Here is a 20,287-nt window from a genome sequence, read left to right as displayed (position 1 = left end):
GAAAAGAGAGGAAAGAATGAGGAGAGGATTTCAATGTGGAAAAAGGCGAATGCCTTTTTCTTCCCTGAATCTTATTTCCTCTTCCCTTTCCTTCTTTTCTCATGATTTTCAAAGAAAAACTTACCTTTGTAGCCTTTAAAAACCTGAAGGAATATGCGAAGATGATAGGAGAGATTTAAAGAAAGAAAGGAAGCATCGATAGATGAACAGATGGTTGCAATCGCGAATGCGAATTAAGCGCATCTACCTTCTTATTGGAGGTGGCCTGGTTGTACTGCTCGTCGCTTTCGCGCTCGCCACAATGTTTACGAAATCCGGCAACTCGCCTTCTGACGTACAGACAGCCCGGCAGGCATCTTCTTCATACGAAAAAGACCCTGCTTCCGTTTCTTCCGAAAGCAATAGAGAAGGTGTTGTTCGTATACCGTTAGACAAAACACTTGATGAGGCGAAAGCGGAAGGACTTTATTCCGAATCGGACTCCGGTTCGGCATCAGTTAACCGCACGCATCGAAATAGCGAGAAGACCAGCACTCAGGAAAATGCATCTTCCTCTGGCGCTCAAACGGGACAATCAACCGAATCCGCCACTGTAGAGCAAACCGCAGCAGCCGGCCAGGGTCTTGACGCGAATGTGATTAGCCAGCTGCGCAGCCATGGTATCCGGGAAGGAGATCTGGCAAAAATCGATCGCATGGTGGCAGAAGGCGTCGATCCGAAGGAAATCGCTCAGTCTCTGCGCAAGAACGGAAATCCAAATCTGGCAGCTGTGATGGATCAGGTGCCCCGGAAGCCAAAAAAAGAAGATAAACCGAAAAAAGAAGATAAAGCAAAGAAAAAAGAGGAAGAGCAAAAAGCGAATCGTGACGACGATCAACAACAAAACAATACGGAAAATGATGACGACTAAAATCGTTCTTTTGCATAACAAAAAACCTGGCCAGAGCCAGGTTTTTTGTTATGCTCTCTATTTTCACGGCACGTCTTATGCAGTGCATTTTTCCGGGATAAGGCATAAATAGAAAAGTGCAATCTGCATACACTACAGAAGAAAATTTCACATCATGGACAGGAGGTCTCAGGCAATGAAACGATGGATATGGGTTTTGGCGATCGTTTCGTTATGCATAACCCAACCCTCGGTACAGGCGGCAAAAAAAAATCGGGCATACTGGGAATCCACAGGAGATATCGTTTGGGATGTACATACGAAAAAGAAATGGATTGCCTTTACGTTTGACGACGGACCACATCCGCGCTATACGAAGCAAATCCTCGATATCTTACATAAACATCATGCAAAAGCCACCTTTTTTGTGGTGGGCAAACGAGCCCAACAATACCCTCACCTTCTGAAAGAAATGCAGAACAACGGCCATGAGATTGCCAACCATACGTATCATCATCCAATGATGAGTCAAGTGAACATGGAAAAGCTGACAAAAGAAATCCAACTGACGGATGAGGTCATACACGGCATTACTGGCAAGACTCCCAGACTGTTTCGGCCACCGGGTGGCGAATACAGTGAAAAGGTCGTTCAGGCGTCCAAAAACGGGAATCATCTTGTCATCATGTGGTCCTGGACACAGGATACAAAAGATTGGTCGAATCCCGGTACGGAGAAGATTGTCACCAACGTCTGCCGGAACGCCCGTCCGGGGAACATTGTTCTGTTCCATGATTTTGGCCGCAACCGCACACAAACGGTCCAAGCTGTGGAAAAAATTATTCAAACCCTTTCGCAGGAAGGCTACAAATTCGTCACAGTATCCGAACTACTCTCTGAACGGCCCCGATGGGTTCCAACAAAACATTGATGATAATCCTCAATGTTGTACTGGCATTGAGGATTTTATCCGAACATAAGAGTTTGTATATTCTGAATAATAGGTTTAAAATAAGATAAACGAGGCGAGGTGAAAACAGGCATGGAAAGTATATATGAAGATATCCACATACTTCAGGAATTCGTTACACTGCATGGCGTTACACTTTCCGTCCATGTTTATGAAGTGGACGGCATGCTAATTGACACGGGCGCCAAAAGCATTGCGCCCCATGTTCAGGCTTTTGTAGACCGTTACCGGCCGGAGCAGGCTTTCATCACCCATATGCATGAGGATCATTACGGAATGGCGGGCTGGCTGCAGCGCGAAAAAGAAATCCCTATCTACATTCATCCAATGTCCGTGGAAGCGGCAGCATTTCCGCCTGTACTTCCGCGCTATCGAGAATTGTTCTGGGGAAATCCCGAACCATTTCACCCTTTGCCGCTACAACCTGTACATGAAACAAACCATCATCGTTTCCAGATTGTTGAAACACCCGGACATGCTCCGGATCACGCAGTATTGTATGATGCAGAACATGGTTGGCTGTTCAGCGGTGACTTGTTTCTTGGCCCCAAAATAAAAATCTGTATACGGGGTGAATCAATGCCCACGCTAATCGATTCGCTGCGAAAAGTGCTTGCCCTTGATTTTGATACTTTATTTTGTGCTCACGCCGGTGTCGTACCTGACGGAAAACAACGGCTTCGCCAAAAATTGAACCATCTGGAAGAGATAAAGGCCATTATAGCGGAACGGCGACGTCAGGGCTGGAATCTGCGAGAAATTACTCGTTCGTTATTTCCGAAGCGTCCACCCATTTATCACTTATCCCACGGTGAATGGTCACCCATTCATATTGTACAGTCATTTTTTCATCAATGTTCCCCGGAAAATTCTTTTTAAGCGAATAATTTAGCGCAATGCGCATCGCGTCTGCCGAGCAAGCGGTTCTCTTCATTCATAAAAAAAAAGACCCTGGAAACAGGGTCGAAACAAGGGATAAGAGAACCTTATTAAATAGTGGCAAGGGGTTCAACACACTTCTTATTATAATGAAAGAACGTAAGGCCTGTATTTTACTAAGATTAAATTTCTGTTAAGTTCCGATGCGGGAATATTACGGTACATCGGACATACAAAAACAATAAAGGAAAGACTGAAGTCGTATTTGTATGTTCCACAACATAGGTTCTTATTAGTATTTTTGGTATTTTAAGGTTTTTTATTATTATATTTATGGTAAAATGGAATTGTCTAGTTGAATCCCTTTTTACTCGCCTTCCCGGCTTCCTGCGGGAAGGCCTTTTTATATTTACAATTAAGAACTCGCCCCCGTCTTATATATGGAAGCGAGCTTTGAACCTACCGTTTATTATTTTCTCATCAAAATTGCGTGGTCCACTTTAATGCACTGGTCCATTACGACTGTAATACCGGCTTCCTGCGCTTTCGCAGCTGCTTCTTCATTATAGATGCCCTGCTGCATCCATATAACTTTCGGTTTAATCTTCAGTGCCTCTTCAACGACAGGACCGACATCTTCGCTGCGGCGGAACACATTTACAATATCGACCGGCTCCTTAATATCTGTCAATGAGGCGACCGCTTTCTCGCCGAGCGATTCCTGAATTGTCGGATTCACCGGAATGATTTTGTAACCATTGTTCTGCATTGCCTGAGATACCATATAACTCGTCCGCTCAGGTTTGTCGGATAATCCGACAACCGCAATCGTTTTTGCTTCCTCAAGAATTTTGCGTCGTTCTTCATTTGATGGATTAGTAAATGCCATACATGCAGCCTCCTTTTTCTTGTCTTCTTTATTATCTTTCGCTATGTATCCCGCTATCCCCTTCTTTACTCTGCACTTCCGCCTGTCGGCGGATTTGCTTGGTAAAGAAATATGTTACTGTTATAATAAAGACAGTATCCATACAAGGAGGATCTTAATGGGAAAACTTCTTTTCCTCTATAAATTTCTCACCTCTCCGCGCAGTGTGGGCAGCATAACGCCAAGCTCCCGCTTTCTCGCTCATGCGATGGTGAAGCCGATTGACTTCAGCAAAACCAAAGCGATTGCCGAACTGGGCGCGGGAACCGGAATTTTCACCAAGCACTTACATCAATACAGAAAAAACGACTGTAAAGTGGTCGTATTCGAAAGAGATGATCAGCTGCGCCACCGGCTTGAAGCCACATATCCTGAACTGCATTACCATAACAATGCGGCAGACATCCATCAGGTGATGCATGCATTAAATATCGAAGGATTTGATTATATTCTCTCCGGTCTGCCGTTCGCCAACTTTTCACAGGAATTGCGTGACAAGATTATGGACGGTGTAGAGAAATCTTTAAAACCGGACGGGCTGTTTATTGCCTTTCAATATTCACATCAGATGAAACGCCAGCTTGCGGAACGATTTGAGCAAATTCACATTGATTTTGTTCCCTTGAACATTCCGCCGGCATTTGTTTACCGCTGCAAAAAACAAGCGGCTGCCTCTGGGAGAAGGGAAAGACAAGCATATTAATCAAAAAAACCCGATCCTCAATGGGGATCGGGTTCATTCCGGAAAGCTTACGCGTTCAGTTTTTCTTTTGCAGCGTTAGCCAGTTGCGTGAATGCTTCTTTGTCGTTTACAGCCATGTCGGCAAGCATCTTGCGGTTTACTTCAAGACCGGCTGCTTTCAGACCGTACATGAAACGGCTGTAAGAAAGACCGTTCATACGGGCTGCCGCATTGATACGAGTGATCCACAGTTTACGGAAATCACGCTTCACCTGACGACGGTCACGGTATGCGTACAGCAGAGATTTCATAACCTGTGCGTTTGCAGATTTAAATAAACGGTGTTTGGAACCGAAATAACCTTTAGCAAGCTTCAATACTTTTTTGCGGCGTTTGCGCGCCACATTTCCACCTTTAACTCTTGGCATCGATGTTCTCCTCCTAAATCTTCAAATCAAAAAATCGAAATTACTTCACGTACGCCAGCAGAGATGCAATGCGTTTTTGATCGCCCTTTGCTACAAGCGCGCCTTTACGCAGGTTACGCTTACGCTTCGGAGATTTTTTCTCCAGAATATGGCTTGTGAAAGCTTGGGAACGCTTCAGTTTGCCGCTTCCAGTCTTTTTGAAACGCTTAGCAGCTCCACGGTGAGTTTTCATTTTTGGCATCGTACAAATCCTCCAATCAAGAATTACTTGTCGCTTTTTGGCGCAAGAATCATAATCATACTGCGCCCTTCGATTTTCGGCTTGCGCTCGACGGTCGAAATATTTTCCACTTCTTTCGCCAGCTTCTCCATTACCTGCTGGCCGATTTCAGCGTGAGTGATCGCGCGTCCACGGAAGCGAATCGTCAATTTGACTTTATTTCCATTCTCAAGAAACTTCACGGTGTTGCGCAGTTTCGTCTGGAAATCGTGTTCTTCAATCGTCGGTGACAGGCGAACTTCTTTAATGTCAACGACTTTTTGATTCTTGCGTGCTTCTTTTTCTTTCTTTTGCTGTTCGTATCTGAACTTACCGTAGTCCATAATACGGCACACCGGCGGTTTAGCAGTCGGCGCGATGTTCACGAGATCAAGATCTTTCTCCTGTGCGAGACGGAGCGCTTCACGAAGCGGCATAATACCGACCTGCTCACCCTCCTGATCAATCAAACGAACCTCACGAGCACGGATATCCTCATTGATTAAATGCTCTTTGCTAATAGCCTGCCACCTCCAGAAATTTTTGAACCTTGATCCAAAGCAAAAAATGCGGACGCATTGCGCCCGCCTTTCATTCCATAAGATACTACGATACATGATTATGGATGATATATAAGTACCTGTCGACAACATCATGTGCGTCATGCAGGTGAGAAGCGGGTGCTCCTGCTTTGGAATCCGTTATATTCTTAACACTTGTAATAGTATAGCCGATACAGATTGTCCCGTCAAGTCTTCTCTACTAATATTTTTAATTAGACAGCTTTACCATAAAGCAAATCGGAGGGGGGATTTATGTACATATGTCTTCACAGAGTTCAGAATCTTCAACATAAGAAATACCGGCAATTTTCTTAGCTTCCTTCTTGATGCGGGCCGCTCTCTCCGCAACCTGTCCCGCCGTCTTGTACGAATCTGCCGGACAACAGACGCCGGCCATGGAAATGGACAGCACAGGACAGACGTCCTTCCCCTCTTCCGCCAGGTCTTGAAAATGGCTGTAAAAATACTGATGAACATACGAAACAATATGTGGAACATGCTCGGGTGGGGCAATAATAATGAAGTCGTCACCTCCGATATGGCCCAGAAAGCAATTTTTTCCTCCGCTTACTCGAATAGCCGTCCCCAACATTTGTGCCGTACGGCGAATAATCTCATCCCCCAATTCAAATCCGAACTGATCGTTAAACCACTTGAACTTGTCCAGGTCGCAGTATACGACAATAAAATCTTCCGACCTGCTTAACCGTGCGGCAATCTCCCGATCAATTCGTACATTTCCCGGCAGACCGGTCAACGGATTGGATACGGCCGCGATTTCGAGCTTCGCTTTCGCCAGCATATCCAGCAGACTTTGTACGGAAGCTACGCCCATATACTTGCCTTTTTCCGTCACGATAATGACATCATAGAGATGAAAAGACTGCCGCTCCATTGCCGCCTTGGCAACTTGCTCGATGTTTTCGCGCCGGTCGACAACGAGCGGACTGCGATTCATCAACTGGGCCACCGGCTTTTCATAGTATAAAGAAATGCCGTACTGTCCGCCGAGAATCTTGTACAACTGGAATCGCATGATTAACCCTTTGGGTACTTTGTTTTCTAAAACGACGATGCTGTCAATTTTGGTATTCCGCTCGAAGATATGATGAACTTCACGTACCAACGTATCCTGATCTACACAAATGGTACTTTGAACAATGTCACCTATCTTACCTGAAGGCTCTTCAAGCACAAGCGGCGCTCTCTCTTCCTGCAGCTGTCGAAGCTTATTGAGCGCCTGTTCTGCAATCGGCCTGCTCTCGCGCTCGGGTCTTCCCAACAGAAACCCCTGTCCGTAGTCCACACCGAGTTTCACCAGCGTCTCAAGCTCACTTTCCGTCTCGATTCCTTCACCGATAATCCGGCACTTTACTTTATCCGCGAATTGAACGAACGTCTCTACCAGCGCCTGTTTCACCGGATCGGAGTCAATATTTCGGATAAGCGCCATATCAAGCTTAATATAGTCCGGATAAATCTCAGTGATAGCCTCCAGACTGGAATATCCGGCCCCCGCATCATCTACGGCAATCAGATATCCCTTCTTGCGGTATTCCTGAATGATGGAACGGAACGAAGCAAAATTCTTAATCGCGTGCCGTTCCGTAATTTCAAATACAATATTGTGCGGGTTCAGCTGGTGCTCCTCCATTGTTTTGAACACTTTACCCCGCAATAAAAACGGATCGTCGATGCTCCGTGCATCCAGATTAATAAATAGCTTTTCCGACGGGCGCAGTTGCTTAAGACGTTTTATGGCCTGACGGCGGCACATGGATTCCAGTTGGAAGCTTGCGCCCGTCTTTTGGGCGAACGAAAACAGGCGGCCCGGCGAGTAAAATCCGCTTCCTTCCGGTCCGCGCACAAGCGTCTCCCAGCCCAGCGGAACGCCGGTTTTCAACGAGACGATCGGCTGAATGACCGTATGGATATTTTCTTGTTCAAGAATGCTGCGAAATTCCTGTATCTCTCTGAATTCGTCCGACATAAACCCGCACTTAGCCATCTGGCTGGCCAGTTTGACGGAAGAATACATATCTTTAGCAAGATCCTGACCTTCAATTTTGGCGTATCCGATATGTACTTCAATGTTACGGATATGAGAATGCGTAACTTTGTGGTTCAGTACTTTTTCCACTTCTTGTTTAAGCTCGATGCATATATTATGAATGAGTGTGTCCGCATAATTCCGAGCGAATGAGATATAAACAGCATAGTCATCCGCCCACAGCTTTTGAATCGCAATGAGCTGAGCCGGATCTTTTAGGGTATGCCGGCATGCGACAAGCAGCGCCTGATCCATATACTGTAGAATGCGTCCGGCCGTCAGATAGCCAAATTTCATTTCAATATCGGATAGCTTAATAATATCAAGATAGAGGAGCACCACATGATGACGGGCGGCCAACTCCGTTTCCAGCCGCTTCTTAATCTGCACCCGCTGGTCCGTGTATACAAAAGGTGTCTTCTTCTCCCGTAAATTCCTAAAAAACGACAGCATCTCTGTTTTCCCCCCTTTTTCTCTTCCTTTCATTATGCCAATCCAAAATTAACATTTTGTAAAACATATGTAAAAAGACCCTTTTATTTTATTCATAGATAAGTCTTACGAATTAGTAAATAAAAAACACGGAAAGAACTACTCATTCTCTCCGTGTTTATCACTTACATATATCTCTTATATATTAGTATTTCTTCGTCTCAATCTCGTTAAGAATCATCTCGACGACTTCATCGACCGGCTTCGCACCCAGATCGCCTTCGCCGCGGCGGCGTACAGACAATGCGCCCTCTTCCATTTCTTTGTCGCCAATAACGAGCATAAACGGAATTTTGTTCATCTGCGCTTCGCGGATTTTGTAACCAATCTTCTCGTTGCGGCTATCCACTTCGACGCGAATGCCCTTCTCAAGCATTTTCCGTTTCACTTGCTCCGCATAAGCGACGTGTGGCTCGGCAATTGTAATCAGCTTCGCCTGCACCGGTGCCAGCCAGGTCGGGAATGCGCCCGCAAAGTGTTCAGTTAGAATACCGATGAAGCGGTCAATTGAACCGTAAATCGCACGGTGAATAACGACAGGACGGTGCTTCGCGTTATCTTCGCCCACATAGGTAAGATCGAATTTCTCCGGCATCTGGAAGTCAAGCTGAATGGTTGCGCATTGATGGCTCCGCTTAATCGCATCCTGAATGTGGAAGTCGATTTTCGGACCATAGAATGCGCCGTCCCCTTCATTGATGCGATAAGGGATTTGCAGTTCATCTAACACATTCTGAAGCGAACGTTCCGCAGTCTCCCATAGCTCATCGCTGCCCATCGAGTCTTCCGGACGAGTGGATAGCTCTACACTGTATGGAAAACCGAATACACCATAAATTTTGTCAACCAGTTCGATAACTTGCTTAATTTCCGATTCAATTTGATCCGGACGCACGAAGATATGTGAGTCATCCTGTGTAAATGTACGCACACGAATCATACCGTTGAGCGCTCCGGAATATTCATGACGGTGCACTTGACCGAACTCGGCCATGCGCAGCGGCAGGTCACGGTATGAATGAATTTTATTTTTGAATACGAGCATATGGCCCGGACAGTTCATCGGCTTCAGCGCGAACTTGGTGTTATCTACTTCGGTGAAGTACATATTCTCGTGATAGTGCTCCCAGTGGCCGGATTGCTCCCACAGACGCTGGTTCATCACGAGCGGCGTACGCACTTCCTGGTAGCCGCGCTCCATCTGCAGACCGCGCGCATATTTCTCCAGCTCGTTGCGTACAATCATCCCGTTCGGCAGGTAGAACGGCATGCCCGGCGCTTCTTCCGAGAACATAAAGAGTTCCAGCTCTTTTCCAAGCTTGCGGTGATCGCGTTTTCTTGCCTCTTCTAAGAAGTGCAGGTATTCATCCAGATCGGATTTTTTCGCCCAGCATGTTCCGTAGATGCGCTGCAGCATCTGACGATCGGAGTCGCCGCGCCAGTATGCGCCGGCTACACTCATCAGCTTAAACGCTTTAATTCTTCCGGTAGACGGCACATGCGGTCCACGGCACAAATCGAAGAATTCGCCCTGATGATACATGCTAATCTCTTCGCCTTCCGGCAGCTCGGAGATGATTTCGACTTTCAAGTGATCATTAAGCTTGCCGTAAATGTCGAGCGCTTCTTCCCGAGAAACGACTTTGCGTTCGATCGGGAGATTTTCTTTCACGATTTTCTGCATCTCTTTCTCAATTTGTTCAAGCATTTCCGGTGTAATCGTCACATCGGTATCGATATCATAATAGAAACCGTCCTGAATAACCGGGCCGATACCGAGGCGTACCCTGTCATCGCCGAGGATGCGCTTGATTGCCTGCGCCATCAAGTGCGCACAGCTGTGACGCATCACTTCCAACGCTTCTCCGCTGTCTTCCGTCAGGATTTCCACGGAAGCGTCATGCGGGATGATCGCTTTTACATCAACGATTTTGCCGTTCAGCTTACCGGCAATCGCTTTTTTCTTCAGGCTTGGGCTAATCGAAGCCGCTACATCTTCAATCGTTACACCGGATTCGTATTCGCGTTTGGAACCGTCCGGAAGTGTCACTTGCAATGTTGACATAATGATTGCTTCCTCCTTCAAAAATAAAAAAAACACGTCCGATCCCAAAAGGGACGAGCGTGTTGTTCTCGTGGTACCACCCTACTTCGGCACGGCAATCCTATACAGGTAGCCATACCCTCATCGTTCGATAACGGAACCCGGGTTCCGGCCTTCCATACTGGCGCCTCTGCGCGTTCCGGTCGGCAGCTCAAGGCGGTAGTCGTCAACCTCGTATTGGAAAGCTTTCAGCCAATGGCTTTCCTCTCTGGGAACCGTCTGGTTGGGACCATATCCTTATCATCGCTATTATTATCATGCTGTTGTCTTGATTATAGTAAGCCATAAAACGAAAGTCAAGTATCCGGTCCAATATGTACCGGAAACGAAAACTCTGTACAAACGATCAGTTTCTCCTCGAAAATCTTTTTCAGCGTCATGACAAGTCCATGACTGGGCCTTCGAGTATAGATGACGATTTGTTCCGGGGCAAATTCCGCCAACGCCCCGATAATATTCGCTTCTTCATTTCCGTAAGCGGACTCGGTCTGCGGAGGAAGCGAAAGTAAGCCCTGGGGCATAAGCTTTTCCCACGCTTCATTGTAATAGGTAAACGCAAAGGACGCATTATGGACAAGTCTGAGCAGACTCTGACGACGCGGGAGCGCAAACAAAAACGCGCGAAGTTTTCGAATAATCGCTTCCTGCTCTTCTTCCGCCATGTATTGTTCGATCTTTAAATCGACCATGGCACACAATTCCTGTATGTACTCCCGTAAACGAAATCGAAAAAAGCCATCCAGACGCAATACGTGTTCGCTCTCCAAATAGATGATGGCTTCCTGCTCAACCTTATGCTTACTGTACAGCACGCCCTCTATGCCCTCTTCTTCTCTTGCCTCTATATAATTCAGCACATAATGCAAAAGATGCATCTTGTCTGCAATTTTTTCGTATGCATCATGATGAACGATGCGGCGATACACAAGCTCTTTTTCCTTGGCGGACACATAAGTTCGCACGGCGCGCGCCAGTGCAAACAGCCACGCTTCATGTACCAGCGGTGTATGCTCTTCCCGCGGCCATCCGAGGCAATAAAAGTTCCGGTACCATGCATCCACTTCCTCTCTAATTCGGAATTGCAGCACGGCATGCACGCTCTCCAATCCATGGCACAGCGTTGAATGAAACTCAAACAAGAAACGTTCATCCGCACGTGGAAAAGATAGCTGTACCCACCGCACATTAGCACCTTCTTTCCTGCTTTTTTCCTTACTATATGTATGAAAAGGAAAAGTATTTCTCCTTTTGTCATATAGAAGAAAAGTGTTCTCCTTAAAAAAGATAAAAAAAATTTGGAAAATAGTATTGATAACGCTTACAAAAACGGCTATAATAAAACCAACCCCTTTAAATGGGTTGACACCTCCTGGAATTGAATTAATCTCTCCACTCCTACCTTGGATCCATTGATACAATCAATGGATCATTTTTCTGTGGAAATTATAAGGAAAAAAGAAGACATCTTTTGACAAAGAAGGAATGAAAATGATTCGCTCTCTTACCCTTTATCAGCGGTTACTCCTTTATCTGTTACTCCTCAACCTTGCAGACTGGTATTTCACCTGCTACGGTATCCGTAATCAATATATTCAGGAAGCAAACCCGCTGTTATCGGATATAATTACTACGGATCCGCTCCTGGTGCTTCTCTGGAAATGCGCCGGACCGCTCATTCTGCTTTATCTGCTTCCACACTGTCGAAGCAGCTGGGTACAGCATGCCTTGTTATTTACCGTGTGCCTGTATAGTATGGTTAACCTCTATCATCTTGTCTTTTTCTGCTTGTATATAGTATAAGTTTTTCTGTAAAAATCACGAAGAAAGAAGGAGAAGGAAAGAGGAAATGAGATCCAGGAAAGAAAAAGCGCTTATCCCTCTTACACCTGTATTGTGCAGCCGGATAAGCGCATGTCAACATTAATTCTGCATCACAAAATCGGTTTCCATCGATTCTCCTTCCTTGAAAACACGCAGGATTTCGTATTTCGTGTTGCGCTGCGCCGGAATTTTGCCGGCTTCGCGGATGAGTTGCAGAATATGATTCGTGTTTACTTTGTACGTACAAGCCGCAGCCGACACAACGTTTTCTTCCATCATTGTCGAGCCAAAGTCGTTGCAACCATATGAAAGCGACAATTTGCCTACGTCAGGTCCCATCGTCACCCAGGAAGACTGGAAATTCGGAATGTTGTCGATCATGATGCGGCTGATGGCGACATTCTTCAAGTATTGCTCCGGCGTCTGCTTCTCCGCCTTCATGTTCGTATTCTCCGGCTGGAATGTCCAGGAGATAAACGCGAGAAAGCCCGGTCCGCCTACCGCTTTCATCTCATCCTGTGCTTCACGGACGCGCAGCAGATGCAATACACGCTCTTCCATCGACTCACCGAACCCGATGACCATGGTAGCCGTCGTCGACATACCTTCCCGGTTCGCCATCTTCATAACGTCAATCCACTGCCGCCATGTTCCCTTCAGACGGCTGATTTTCTTGCGGGTACGGTCATCGAGAATCTCCGCTCCGGCGCCAGGAAGCGAATCCAGTCCTGCTTCATGCAGCAGGTGAATCACTTCTTCCACCGGTTTGTTCGACACTTCAGCGATCTTTACGATTTCTGCGACCGACAGAGAATGCATCTGAATCGAAGGAAAACGCTGCTTAATGCCGCGCAGCAAATTTGTGTAATATTCGAGCGGCAGATTCGGATTTGTACCACCCTGCATTAAGATTTCCGTCCCCTGTACGTCCACCGTCTCCTGGATTTTCTTATAAATCTCTTCATCTGGAAGGACATAGCCCTCCTCTGAGCCTGGAGCGCGGTAGAACGCGCAGAAACGGCAGTATGTGTCACACACATTTGTATAGTTAATATTACGTCCGATAACAAACGTCGTAATCGGCTCCGGGTGCCATTTCTCCATGATTTTATTAGCATAATGGCCCAGTTTCTCTATTTCATTGCTATCATATAAACGAAGACCGTCTTCCAGCCCCAGCCGTTCACCGGCCAGCGCACGTTCCAGTATTTGGTCAATCGCCACGGTGTATCCCCCCAAACGTTACATTCACCTTTCCATGGTAACATTAAAGCCCCCTGCTTGCATACCTGCAGGGGGCACATATTTCATTATTCCGAGAAACCGATTTGTTCGTAGACTTCCGGCTGCCAGTGAATGACGCAGCGCTCGAGCGGCAAGTTTACCTCGCGCATTCCGTTCGGTTTGCCGTTAAAATAAATAATTTCTGACAAAATTACGCGATTGTCTTTAATCTGTACCTCGCCCTGCAGCCGCTGCACCGTTTGATCCATCCCGTAAAACACGACTTCCCCTGTTCCCAGTGTTTTCATTTCTTTTCCTCCCCATCAGTACTCTATTTGAATGCTGGAGATAAGAGAAGTCCAACCTCTCAATTCCTATCTCCTGTTTTTATTTTACTATTTTTGAGCCGCTTCAATAAACGCCTGGATTTCTTCCGGAGAGAAGCGGGACAGCACATCCTCCTTTAATTTCTTTTTCTCTTCCGGCGTCAATCCGTCCGAAACCATCGAGCGGTATTGATTCATCTCAGAAACGGAGAACTTCTTCATTGCGTAGCGCATGGCCTCGCTGTTGTTATCAAAATGAACAGACGGCCCCGCGCCGCCACTTTTTCCATCGCTCCCGTTTTCGTTCTTATCACCGGAAGCCGCGGCAGAAGAGCTGCCCGCTTTCTTAAGCTCAGCCTGGAGGTCCGGGTCTTTTGCGGCCTGCTCCAGCTTTGTCTTCATGTTTTTGTCTTCCAGCATTTTTTTCACGGCAGGATCTTTCATCACTTCCTCGGTTACTTTCTTCATCGTCTTGTCCGCCGCGTAGTCAAACGCGAATTTGGCACCAACACCCAGCAGGACAAGAAGGGAGAAGCCTATCAGCAGCCACTTCTTCATGTTCGTATCCCCCTGCCTTCCTTCTCAATTTGCGCTATCCGATTCGACGATTGATCCCGTTTAGCTTATAGGCCCGCGTATAGTAGCGGATTCGTTCCATAATCCGCATCGCTTTTAACTGCTCGTTACCCGCCTTTTGCGAGTAGGCGAGGTGCTCTTCCAGCTGATCGTACGTATAGTTAGACGTATACAGCACAGGCAGGTTCTCGCTGACCCGGTATTGAAGAATCGCCCCCAATACCTCGTCACGCGCCCAGGGCGACAGCGTTTCCGCTCCGATGTCATCAAGAATAAGTACCGGGACTTCTTTAAGTACGGCGATTTTCTCCTGTACCGTATTATCTCCGAGCGCGTCTTTGATTTCCCGGAAAAAGTCCGGCGTATAGACCATCAGCGAAGCAATGCTCCGCTCCGCCAGCTTCTTCGCCGCAGCGCCCATCAGATAGCTTTTCCCGACTCCGAACGGTCCATAGAAGTACAGCCCCTTCGTTCCCGCCTGGCCCGGCACCACGTTCTGACAGAACTCCAGAATGGCTTCGATTGCATCAATCCGTTCATTGTCGGCTTCCAACTCAGCAAATGAAGCATTAAGAATTTCTCTTGGGATGTGGTGTGTCCGAATCAGCTTAGCCCGCTCTTTCTGCTGCTGATCCAACTGATACAAGCGGCAGGGTGCATGCCTGACTTCGATAGACATTCCCGTCCAATCCATCATTGCCTGATGCCCTTTCAACAGATTCGGACAGGCATCGAGCCCTGGACAATGTCGACAGTGCTCTGCTTCATCGATCGTTTGCTTAACCCGGGACAACGATCTGACAATATGCACATCTTCAATTTCCGGATGCTGTTTACGCAATTCGATCACTTCAGGTCTGCGGACGATGTTACTGACAATATCGTCAAACGAATATTTGCCTCCTACCTTATATGAAGCAAGTAGTTTATTCATCCGCTGCACTCCTCTCTCCCCTCTCTATTGCTTGTTTTCTTCCATGGCCTTTAAGAGAGCTTTTACACGCTCTCTTTTTTTCTCGTAAGCGGGGTCTACCACAGCCTGCTCTTTCTCCGGTGCCTCCTGCTTCTTCTCCTGCAATTTGCGCTGGCGTTCAAGCTGCTCGAGAATCAGCGGAGGAATTTCGTCTTTCCGCTTGTTTTTTCCGCTCGATGTTCCGCGTGCGGATGTCTTCTTCTCCGACGTTGCTTTTTTATCAAAAAACAGCGGCCTACCGCTTTTGCGTTCAAGATAGAACTGCCGCGCTTGCCGTTTCGCTTCCTGTACGGTTTGAATATTGTTTCGCTTCCAATGGCCGGCAATTTTATAGATGACGTCCTTCGGCAACTGCCGGTCATACGCCAGCATCACATACTCCAGCAGGACATTTACCACGCCAGGCGCCAGCTGATATTCCTCCAGCAATTCTTCCACAATTTTCTGGTCGGCCGGCGCAACTTTACCTCCGTGCTGATAATACTCCATCAACTGCAGTGGAGATAAAGATTCCAGAAGACGGGCATGGTTCTCCGCTTCCGATAACAGCTGCTCCTGCTCTCTCGCTTCCGTATCCGATTGGAACACAATTTCTTCCCGGGGAGAGATTTTCGGGACTCGTCCATTTTCCCTGTTGTACCACTCTTTTACACGGCGGCGCAAAGCAGCAAGATGAATCGTATCCTCCGGAATGACAGTAGGCTCCTGAAGAAGGCGGGCCATTGTCTCATCGTCAATCCCGTACGTAAACGCAAGATTGTCCAGCACTGCCTTCACTTCCTTCGTAAATACGGGCTTACGCTTCACTACCTTTGGAAGCGATGCTTCCAAAAACTCAAAGTCCAGGCGAGATTCCGCATAACTGCGTACCGTACTCTCTTTCGGATCAAAAAATGGCAGTGGACTCTCTTCTTCCGTTGCCTGGAGAAATTGATGGGTTTCTGTTCCTTTCTCCACCGTAATCTCACTTGGGGAAAGGTGACAGAACACTTCATCAAACGCTTTTGTAATGCGCGTCCGCTTCGCCGTGGCTGGTATGCTCTGCTCTTCCGCCACAGCAAACCGGCGTCTGAGCTTTCGGTAAAACTCCTTGCCTACACGGTTGAGCAACATAATACTCAACGTATCGTCACGGAAAAAAACATCCGGAGCATGCGGCGGCTGCAGTACATACTCAAACATGTACTCCCCATCTGAATCAATCTGATACGTTTCAAGCAGTCCGATAGCTTCTAACTGCTGCCTTGCTTTAATAATCACATCCAGCGGAGCAGACATTGTGACCATCAACCCGTAATGAAGCCCCTGCACCGGGGCAAAACTTGCCAGTGATAAATTGTGAAATAGCGTCTGGTACAGTGCAATTGGCATCACACCCATCAGAGGCTGGTATAAATGCAGTAAATATCCAATCTCCGCACTGCTAATCGGACGCTTAATGCGGATAAGGTAGGGGTCATTGGGGACGGTTTCCTGCCATCTCACCCGTATCACTCCCTGTATATCAATCTCTCCTTCATTATAGCACTGCCGCCGTTATATTTCGCAATCCTGCACAGACTGATCTAACGCCTCTATGCATGCTGTCAGCCTCTCCAGCACTTCCTGCTTCTGCACAGGAGACAAAGCTTGCTGTTTTACATGTTCTTGTATCTCTAGAGAAGCCTTAGACAGCGCTGCAAGCGCAGTTTCTAGTGCATCTGGAAGCGGCAGATGTTCTGTCTCTTCCTGCGGAAGGGTGGTCATTTCCGCTGCATCATCGAAAATGATCGTCTCAAACCGTCTTGGCACATACGTGTCCAGTCCAAGCGATTCGCCGATGATCTCTGCGAACTTCAGCGATACAGCCTCCTCACCATGCACAATAAATACTTTTTTTGGTTTGCGGACAAACCCGGACAGCCACTCCAATAGCCCATCCCTGTCTGCATGCGCTGAGAATCCTTCAATATTATGGATTTGTGCCGCAATCTTGATATCTTCACCAAAAATCCGCACCCGCTTGGCTCCGTCAATGATACGGCGGCCAAGTGTACCTTGCGCCTGATAGCCCACAAACACAATGTGTGATTTTGGACGCCATAAATGATGTTTTAGATGGTGTTTAATTCGTCCGGCTTCACACATTCCGCTCGATGAAATAATAATAGAACCGCTGGTTACCCGGTTCAGTCGTTGTGATTCCTCTACAGTCTCCACGAACTGCAAACCAGGAAAAGACAGCGGGTCCACCCCTGCCTGCAGATACTGCTGGCTCTCTTCATCGAATACTTCCTGGTTGCGACGGAATACCCGTGTCGCTTCTACGGCAAGCGGACTATCGATAAAAACCGGCAGCGGTTGAATCTTGCCCTTATGAAGCAACTCTGACAGCTCATAAATGATCTCCTGCGTGCGGCCAACCGAGAAGGAAGGAATGATAATATTCCCGCCTTGCTTTTGAATGGTACGCACAATGCCGCCGAGAATTTCGCCTCGATCGACTCGTTCCTCATGCAAACGGTCACCGTACGTCGATTCGATGAATATGTAATCCGCTTCATCAATAAAAGTCGGATCTTTGACAATCGCCTGCTTCTTGCTTCCCAAATCTCCCGAAAACACTAATTTAATCGCATTGCCGTTCGGCTGACTGACCCACATCTCAACAATGGCCGAGCCCAGAATGTGGCCGGCATCGCGCATACGGACAGTTACCCCTGGCACAACCTCGGTTATTTTGTCATACGGAATGCCTTTGAATTGAGAAAGACAGCGCCGTGCATCTTCCTTTGTATACAGCGGCTTCATCAGCGCCCGTCCGCGGCGGCGGCGTTTTCGATTATACCACTCTGCCTCCGCTTCTTGAATGTGTCCGCTGTCCGGCAGCATAATGGAACAAAGATCCACAGTCGAGTGTGTAGCGAAAATCCGACCTTTGAAACCCTCTTTGCATAATTTCGGCACAAGACCGCTGTGGTCAATATGGGCATGCGTCAGCACCACCGCTGAAATGTCCTGCGGGTCGAACGCAAAATCTTGTTCGTTCCACTGGTTTAGTTCTTTGCTGCCCTGAAACATTCCACAATCAATGATTAATTTGTGCGTACTGGTATCTAGCATGTAACAGGATCCCGTTACAGTTCTTGCTCCCCCAATAAACTGTATCTTCACTGCCGCTCGCCTTCCCCCGTTTACTGTCTGCATTTTATTTTCATTCTTTCTTTTTACTGTTATGAATTAAGTCTTCTAATTCTTTGACAAACACATTAATGTCTTTGAACTGGCGATATACGGACGCAAAGCGGACATACGCTACTTCATCAACATCATATAACGCATTCATAACCAATTCGCCGACATCCTTGCTCTGGACCTCGGCCCGGCCGCTATTGCGCAGCTCCCGCTCTATCCTGTCTACAATTGCTTCCAGTGTATCCAGCGGCACCGGCCGCTTCTCACAGGCACGAATAATGCCACGCAGAATTTTCTCTCGGCTGAATTCTTCGCGTGTGCCGTCTTTTTTCACCACAAGCAGCGGCGTTTCTTCCACCATTTCGAATGTAGTGAACCGTCTGCCGCATTCTTCGCATTCCCGGCGCCGCCGGATGGATTTGCTGTCATTTACCGGCCGGGAGTCAAGCACCCTCGTTCCGTTGTGCGTACAATATGGACAACGCATCTCATCAACCTCACTCCATTGCGTACTTTTCCCTAGTTTGTCCCAGAAAGGGGCGGACGTCAAGTAGGAAACGCGAAGCACTTTTGTCCATACGGTTGTCTTTTCAACATGAAATCATCGAAAGGGCGGCTGACTTTGGTGGTACGAAGGAAAAGAGAGAAGAGAACGAGGAAAGGATTTTAATGTAGAAAAAGGCCTCCGCCTTTTTCTTCTCTAGATCTTATTTCTTCTTCTCTTCTTTCTTTTCTCATGATTTTCACAGAAAAACGAGGCAATCCGCTGCCGGACCGCCTCGTTTTCTTCACTATACATAGTATGCGATTATACGGTTACTTCCACTTTTTTTTTCGTGTTTGCAGCAGCGGATACGTGTTTCGCCAGGTCAAGTACACGGCAAGAGTAGCCCCATTCGTTGTCGTACCAAGCGAGCACCTTCACTTGTTTCTCGCCCATAACCATTGTGGACAGTCCGTCTACGATGGAGGAGTTCTCGTCTCCATTGAAGTCAGCGGATACGAGCGGCTCGTCAGTATAGCCGAGAATGCCTTTCATGCTACCTTCGCTCGCTTCGCGCAGCACACGGTTTACTTCTTCTACCGTTACGTTTTTCTTCACATTAACAACCAGGTCCACAACCGATACGTTCGGTGTCGGCACACGAAGCGCGAAGCCGTTCAATTTGCCCTGCAACTGCGGAAGAACGCGGGCAACAGCACGGGCCGCTCCTGTTGTCGTCGGAATAATTGCTTGCGCGCATGCACGTGCTCTGCGCAGGTCTTTATGCGGATTGTCCAGATTCTTCTGGTCGTTTGTGTAAGAGTGTACGGTTGTCATCATACCGTATTCGATACCGAACGCTTCATCTAACACTTTCGCTACCGGAGCCAGGCAATTTGTTGTGCAGGATGCATTGGAGATAATATTGTGCGCTTCGTAATCGTACACATCTTCGTTTACACCCATTACAATCGTTACGTCTTCATCTTTGCCCGGTGCTGTGATAACGACTTTCTTCGCACCGGCTTGAATATGTTTACCCGCGCCTTCTTTATCACGGAATTTACCCGTTGCTTCGATAACAACTTCTATGTCCAACTCTTTCCAAGGAAGGTTGGCCGGATCACGGTCAGAAACCACTTTCGTCGCTTTTCCGTTTACAATGATCGTATCATCTTTCGTTTCGACTTTATCAGAAATATTGCCATGAATTGTGTCATACTTAATAAGGTGAGCAAGCGTTTCAACAGGGTAGCTTGCATTGATTGCTACTACTTCTACCTCCGGATCGTTTATCGCTTTGCGGAATACCATCCGCCCAATACGTCCAAATCCATTAATGGCAATTCGTGTCGTCATTAATACGTTCTCCTCCCCGGATATGTTCCATACTATTGCATACATTCATTATAATAAGTATGACACTTTTTTCAATAGACTGGTGTAAATTTATTATTTTCAGACT

Annotated in this window: 20 protein-coding genes; 5 read left to right on the top strand and 15 right to left on the bottom strand. The window is 47.2% G+C overall.

Annotation, left to right across the window (positions count from 1 at the left end; translation table 11 throughout):
* The first annotated feature begins 202 nt into the window (after nt 1-202).
* The 3 genes from B2899_RS08420 (at nt 203) to B2899_RS08410 (ending at nt 2,738) form a co-directional block, all read left to right on the top strand.
* Nucleotides 203-910, top strand: a complete 708-nt coding sequence (locus tag B2899_RS08420; RefSeq protein WP_286885042.1) for a hypothetical protein — start codon at nt 203-205, stop codon at nt 908-910.
* A 175-nt stretch (nt 911-1,085) separates the two neighbouring features.
* On the top strand, nt 1,086-1,820 hold the full coding sequence (locus B2899_RS08415; protein ID WP_286885040.1) for a polysaccharide deacetylase family protein: 735 nt from the start codon (nt 1,086-1,088) through the stop codon (nt 1,818-1,820).
* A gap of 111 nt (nt 1,821-1,931) precedes the next feature.
* On the top strand, nt 1,932-2,738 hold the full coding sequence (locus B2899_RS08410; RefSeq protein ID WP_286885038.1) for an MBL fold metallo-hydrolase: 807 nt from the start codon (nt 1,932-1,934) through the stop codon (nt 2,736-2,738).
* A gap of 469 nt (nt 2,739-3,207) precedes the next feature.
* On the opposite strand, the gene B2899_RS08405 is transcribed toward B2899_RS08410, so the two are convergent.
* Nucleotides 3,208-3,627 carry a CoA-binding protein gene (locus B2899_RS08405; protein WP_146807958.1) on the bottom strand — a complete coding sequence of 140 codons (420 nt, stop codon included), beginning with the start codon at nt 3,625-3,627 and terminating at the stop codon, nt 3,208-3,210.
* 157 nt (nt 3,628-3,784) lie between these two features.
* Between B2899_RS08405 and B2899_RS08400 the strand changes: the two genes are divergently transcribed.
* On the top strand, nt 3,785-4,369 hold the full coding sequence (locus tag B2899_RS08400; RefSeq protein ID WP_286885034.1) for a class I SAM-dependent methyltransferase: 585 nt from the start codon (nt 3,785-3,787) through the stop codon (nt 4,367-4,369).
* A gap of 47 nt (nt 4,370-4,416) precedes the next feature.
* Here the strand turns inward: B2899_RS08400 and rplT are convergent, their stop codons facing one another.
* The 6 genes from rplT to ytxC form a co-directional block, all read right to left on the bottom strand.
* On the bottom strand, nt 4,417-4,776 hold the full coding sequence (gene rplT / locus B2899_RS08395) for a 50S ribosomal protein L20 (RefSeq protein WP_146807956.1): 360 nt from the start codon (nt 4,774-4,776) through the stop codon (nt 4,417-4,419).
* A gap of 40 nt (nt 4,777-4,816) precedes the next feature.
* Nucleotides 4,817-5,017 carry a 50S ribosomal protein L35 gene (gene rpmI / locus B2899_RS08390; RefSeq protein ID WP_146807955.1) on the bottom strand — a complete coding sequence of 67 codons (201 nt, stop codon included), beginning with the start codon at nt 5,015-5,017 and terminating at the stop codon, nt 4,817-4,819.
* A gap of 23 nt (nt 5,018-5,040) precedes the next feature.
* Entirely contained in the window at nt 5,041-5,652 is a 612-nt protein-coding gene (gene infC, locus B2899_RS08385) for a translation initiation factor IF-3 (protein WP_146807954.1), read from the bottom strand.
* Between the two features lie 196 nt (nt 5,653-5,848).
* The gene (locus tag B2899_RS08380; protein WP_286885032.1) at nt 5,849-8,101 is read right to left on the bottom strand and encodes a GGDEF domain-containing protein; all 2,253 of its coding nucleotides are present in this window, start codon (nt 8,099-8,101) and stop codon (nt 5,849-5,851) included.
* 184 nt (nt 8,102-8,285) lie between these two features.
* A complete protein-coding gene (gene thrS / locus B2899_RS08375; protein WP_286885030.1) occupies nt 8,286-10,205 on the bottom strand; it encodes a threonine--tRNA ligase in 1,920 nt (639 codons plus the stop codon).
* Between the two features lie 335 nt (nt 10,206-10,540).
* Nucleotides 10,541-11,428 carry a sporulation protein YtxC gene (gene ytxC, locus B2899_RS08370; protein WP_286885028.1) on the bottom strand — a complete coding sequence of 296 codons (888 nt, stop codon included), beginning with the start codon at nt 11,426-11,428 and terminating at the stop codon, nt 10,541-10,543.
* Nucleotides 11,429-11,732: 304 nt separating this feature from the next.
* On the opposite strand from ytxC, the gene B2899_RS08365 reads away from it, so the two are divergent.
* The gene (locus B2899_RS08365; RefSeq protein ID WP_286885026.1) at nt 11,733-12,044 is read left to right on the top strand and encodes a DUF5658 family protein; all 312 of its coding nucleotides are present in this window, start codon (nt 11,733-11,735) and stop codon (nt 12,042-12,044) included.
* Between the two features lie 120 nt (nt 12,045-12,164).
* Here the strand turns inward: B2899_RS08365 and mqnC are convergent, their stop codons facing one another.
* The 8 genes from mqnC to B2899_RS08325 all read right to left on the bottom strand — a co-directional run bounded on the left by mqnC (nt 12,165) and on the right by B2899_RS08325 (nt 20,181).
* The gene (gene mqnC / locus B2899_RS08360) at nt 12,165-13,289 is read right to left on the bottom strand and encodes a cyclic dehypoxanthinyl futalosine synthase (protein ID WP_286885024.1); all 1,125 of its coding nucleotides are present in this window, start codon (nt 13,287-13,289) and stop codon (nt 12,165-12,167) included.
* Nucleotides 13,290-13,375: 86 nt separating this feature from the next.
* Nucleotides 13,376-13,597, bottom strand: a complete 222-nt coding sequence (locus tag B2899_RS08355) for a hypothetical protein (RefSeq protein WP_146807946.1) — start codon at nt 13,595-13,597, stop codon at nt 13,376-13,378.
* An 87-nt stretch (nt 13,598-13,684) separates the two neighbouring features.
* A complete protein-coding gene (locus B2899_RS08350; RefSeq protein WP_146807945.1) occupies nt 13,685-14,173 on the bottom strand; it encodes a hypothetical protein in 489 nt (162 codons plus the stop codon).
* A 34-nt stretch (nt 14,174-14,207) separates the two neighbouring features.
* On the bottom strand, nt 14,208-15,125 hold the full coding sequence (gene dnaI, locus B2899_RS08345) for a primosomal protein DnaI (RefSeq protein WP_146807944.1): 918 nt from the start codon (nt 15,123-15,125) through the stop codon (nt 14,208-14,210).
* 24 nt (nt 15,126-15,149) lie between these two features.
* Complete coding sequence (locus tag B2899_RS08340) at nt 15,150-16,649, bottom strand: replication initiation and membrane attachment family protein (protein WP_146807943.1); 1,500 nt, start codon at nt 16,647-16,649, stop codon at nt 15,150-15,152.
* A gap of 51 nt (nt 16,650-16,700) precedes the next feature.
* Nucleotides 16,701-18,350, bottom strand: a complete 1,650-nt coding sequence (locus B2899_RS08335; RefSeq protein WP_286885021.1) for an MBL fold metallo-hydrolase RNA specificity domain-containing protein — start codon at nt 18,348-18,350, stop codon at nt 16,701-16,703.
* A 7-nt stretch (nt 18,351-18,357) separates the two neighbouring features.
* A complete protein-coding gene (gene nrdR, locus B2899_RS08330) occupies nt 18,358-18,825 on the bottom strand; it encodes a transcriptional regulator NrdR (protein ID WP_146807941.1) in 468 nt (155 codons plus the stop codon).
* A 321-nt stretch (nt 18,826-19,146) separates the two neighbouring features.
* A complete protein-coding gene (locus B2899_RS08325) occupies nt 19,147-20,181 on the bottom strand; it encodes a glyceraldehyde-3-phosphate dehydrogenase (RefSeq protein ID WP_146807940.1) in 1,035 nt (344 codons plus the stop codon).
* Between the last annotated feature and the right edge of the window lie 106 nt (nt 20,182-20,287).

The sequence above is a fragment of the Aneurinibacillus sp. UBA3580 genome (assembly GCF_002375825.1).
Taxonomy (GTDB): domain Bacteria; phylum Bacillota; class Bacilli; order Aneurinibacillales; family Aneurinibacillaceae; genus Aneurinibacillus; species Aneurinibacillus danicus.
Note: the sequence above shows the minus strand (reverse complement) of the source record. Positions and strands in the feature narration are given on the sequence as shown.

What these genes read in the sequence shown, in the direction of transcription:
- B2899_RS08350 (WP_146807945.1), bottom strand. Translation starts at nt 14,173, where the DNA reads ATGAAGAAGTGGCTGCTGATAGGCTTCTCCCTTCTTGTCCTGCTGGGT.
- B2899_RS08415 (WP_286885040.1), top strand. Translation starts at nt 1,086, where the DNA reads ATGAAACGATGGATATGGGTTTTGGCGATCGTTTCGTTATGCATAACC.
- B2899_RS08380 (WP_286885032.1), bottom strand. Translation starts at nt 8,101, where the DNA reads ATGCTGTCGTTTTTTAGGAATTTACGGGAGAAGAAGACACCTTTTGTA.
- B2899_RS08410 (WP_286885038.1), top strand. Translation starts at nt 1,932, where the DNA reads ATGGAAAGTATATATGAAGATATCCACATACTTCAGGAATTCGTTACA.
- rplT (WP_146807956.1), bottom strand. Translation starts at nt 4,776, where the DNA reads ATGCCAAGAGTTAAAGGTGGAAATGTGGCGCGCAAACGCCGCAAAAAA.
- thrS (WP_286885030.1), bottom strand. Translation starts at nt 10,205, where the DNA reads ATGTCAACATTGCAAGTGACACTTCCGGACGGTTCCAAACGCGAATAC.
- B2899_RS08355 (WP_146807946.1), bottom strand. Translation starts at nt 13,597, where the DNA reads ATGAAAACACTGGGAACAGGGGAAGTCGTGTTTTACGGGATGGATCAA.
- rpmI (WP_146807955.1), bottom strand. Translation starts at nt 5,017, where the DNA reads ATGCCAAAAATGAAAACTCACCGTGGAGCTGCTAAGCGTTTCAAAAAG.
- B2899_RS08400 (WP_286885034.1), top strand. Translation starts at nt 3,785, where the DNA reads ATGGGAAAACTTCTTTTCCTCTATAAATTTCTCACCTCTCCGCGCAGT.
- B2899_RS08365 (WP_286885026.1), top strand. Translation starts at nt 11,733, where the DNA reads ATGATTCGCTCTCTTACCCTTTATCAGCGGTTACTCCTTTATCTGTTA.
- nrdR (WP_146807941.1), bottom strand. Translation starts at nt 18,825, where the DNA reads ATGCGTTGTCCATATTGTACGCACAACGGAACGAGGGTGCTTGACTCC.
- B2899_RS08405 (WP_146807958.1), bottom strand. Translation starts at nt 3,627, where the DNA reads ATGGCATTTACTAATCCATCAAATGAAGAACGACGCAAAATTCTTGAG.
- B2899_RS08335 (WP_286885021.1), bottom strand. Translation starts at nt 18,350, where the DNA reads ATGCAGACAGTAAACGGGGGAAGGCGAGCGGCAGTGAAGATACAGTTT.
- dnaI (WP_146807944.1), bottom strand. Translation starts at nt 15,125, where the DNA reads ATGAATAAACTACTTGCTTCATATAAGGTAGGAGGCAAATATTCGTTT.
- infC (WP_146807954.1), bottom strand. Translation starts at nt 5,652, where the DNA reads ATGTATCGTAGTATCTTATGGAATGAAAGGCGGGCGCAATGCGTCCGC.
- B2899_RS08420 (WP_286885042.1), top strand. Translation starts at nt 203, where the DNA reads ATGAACAGATGGTTGCAATCGCGAATGCGAATTAAGCGCATCTACCTT.
- B2899_RS08325 (WP_146807940.1), bottom strand. Translation starts at nt 20,181, where the DNA reads ATGACGACACGAATTGCCATTAATGGATTTGGACGTATTGGGCGGATG.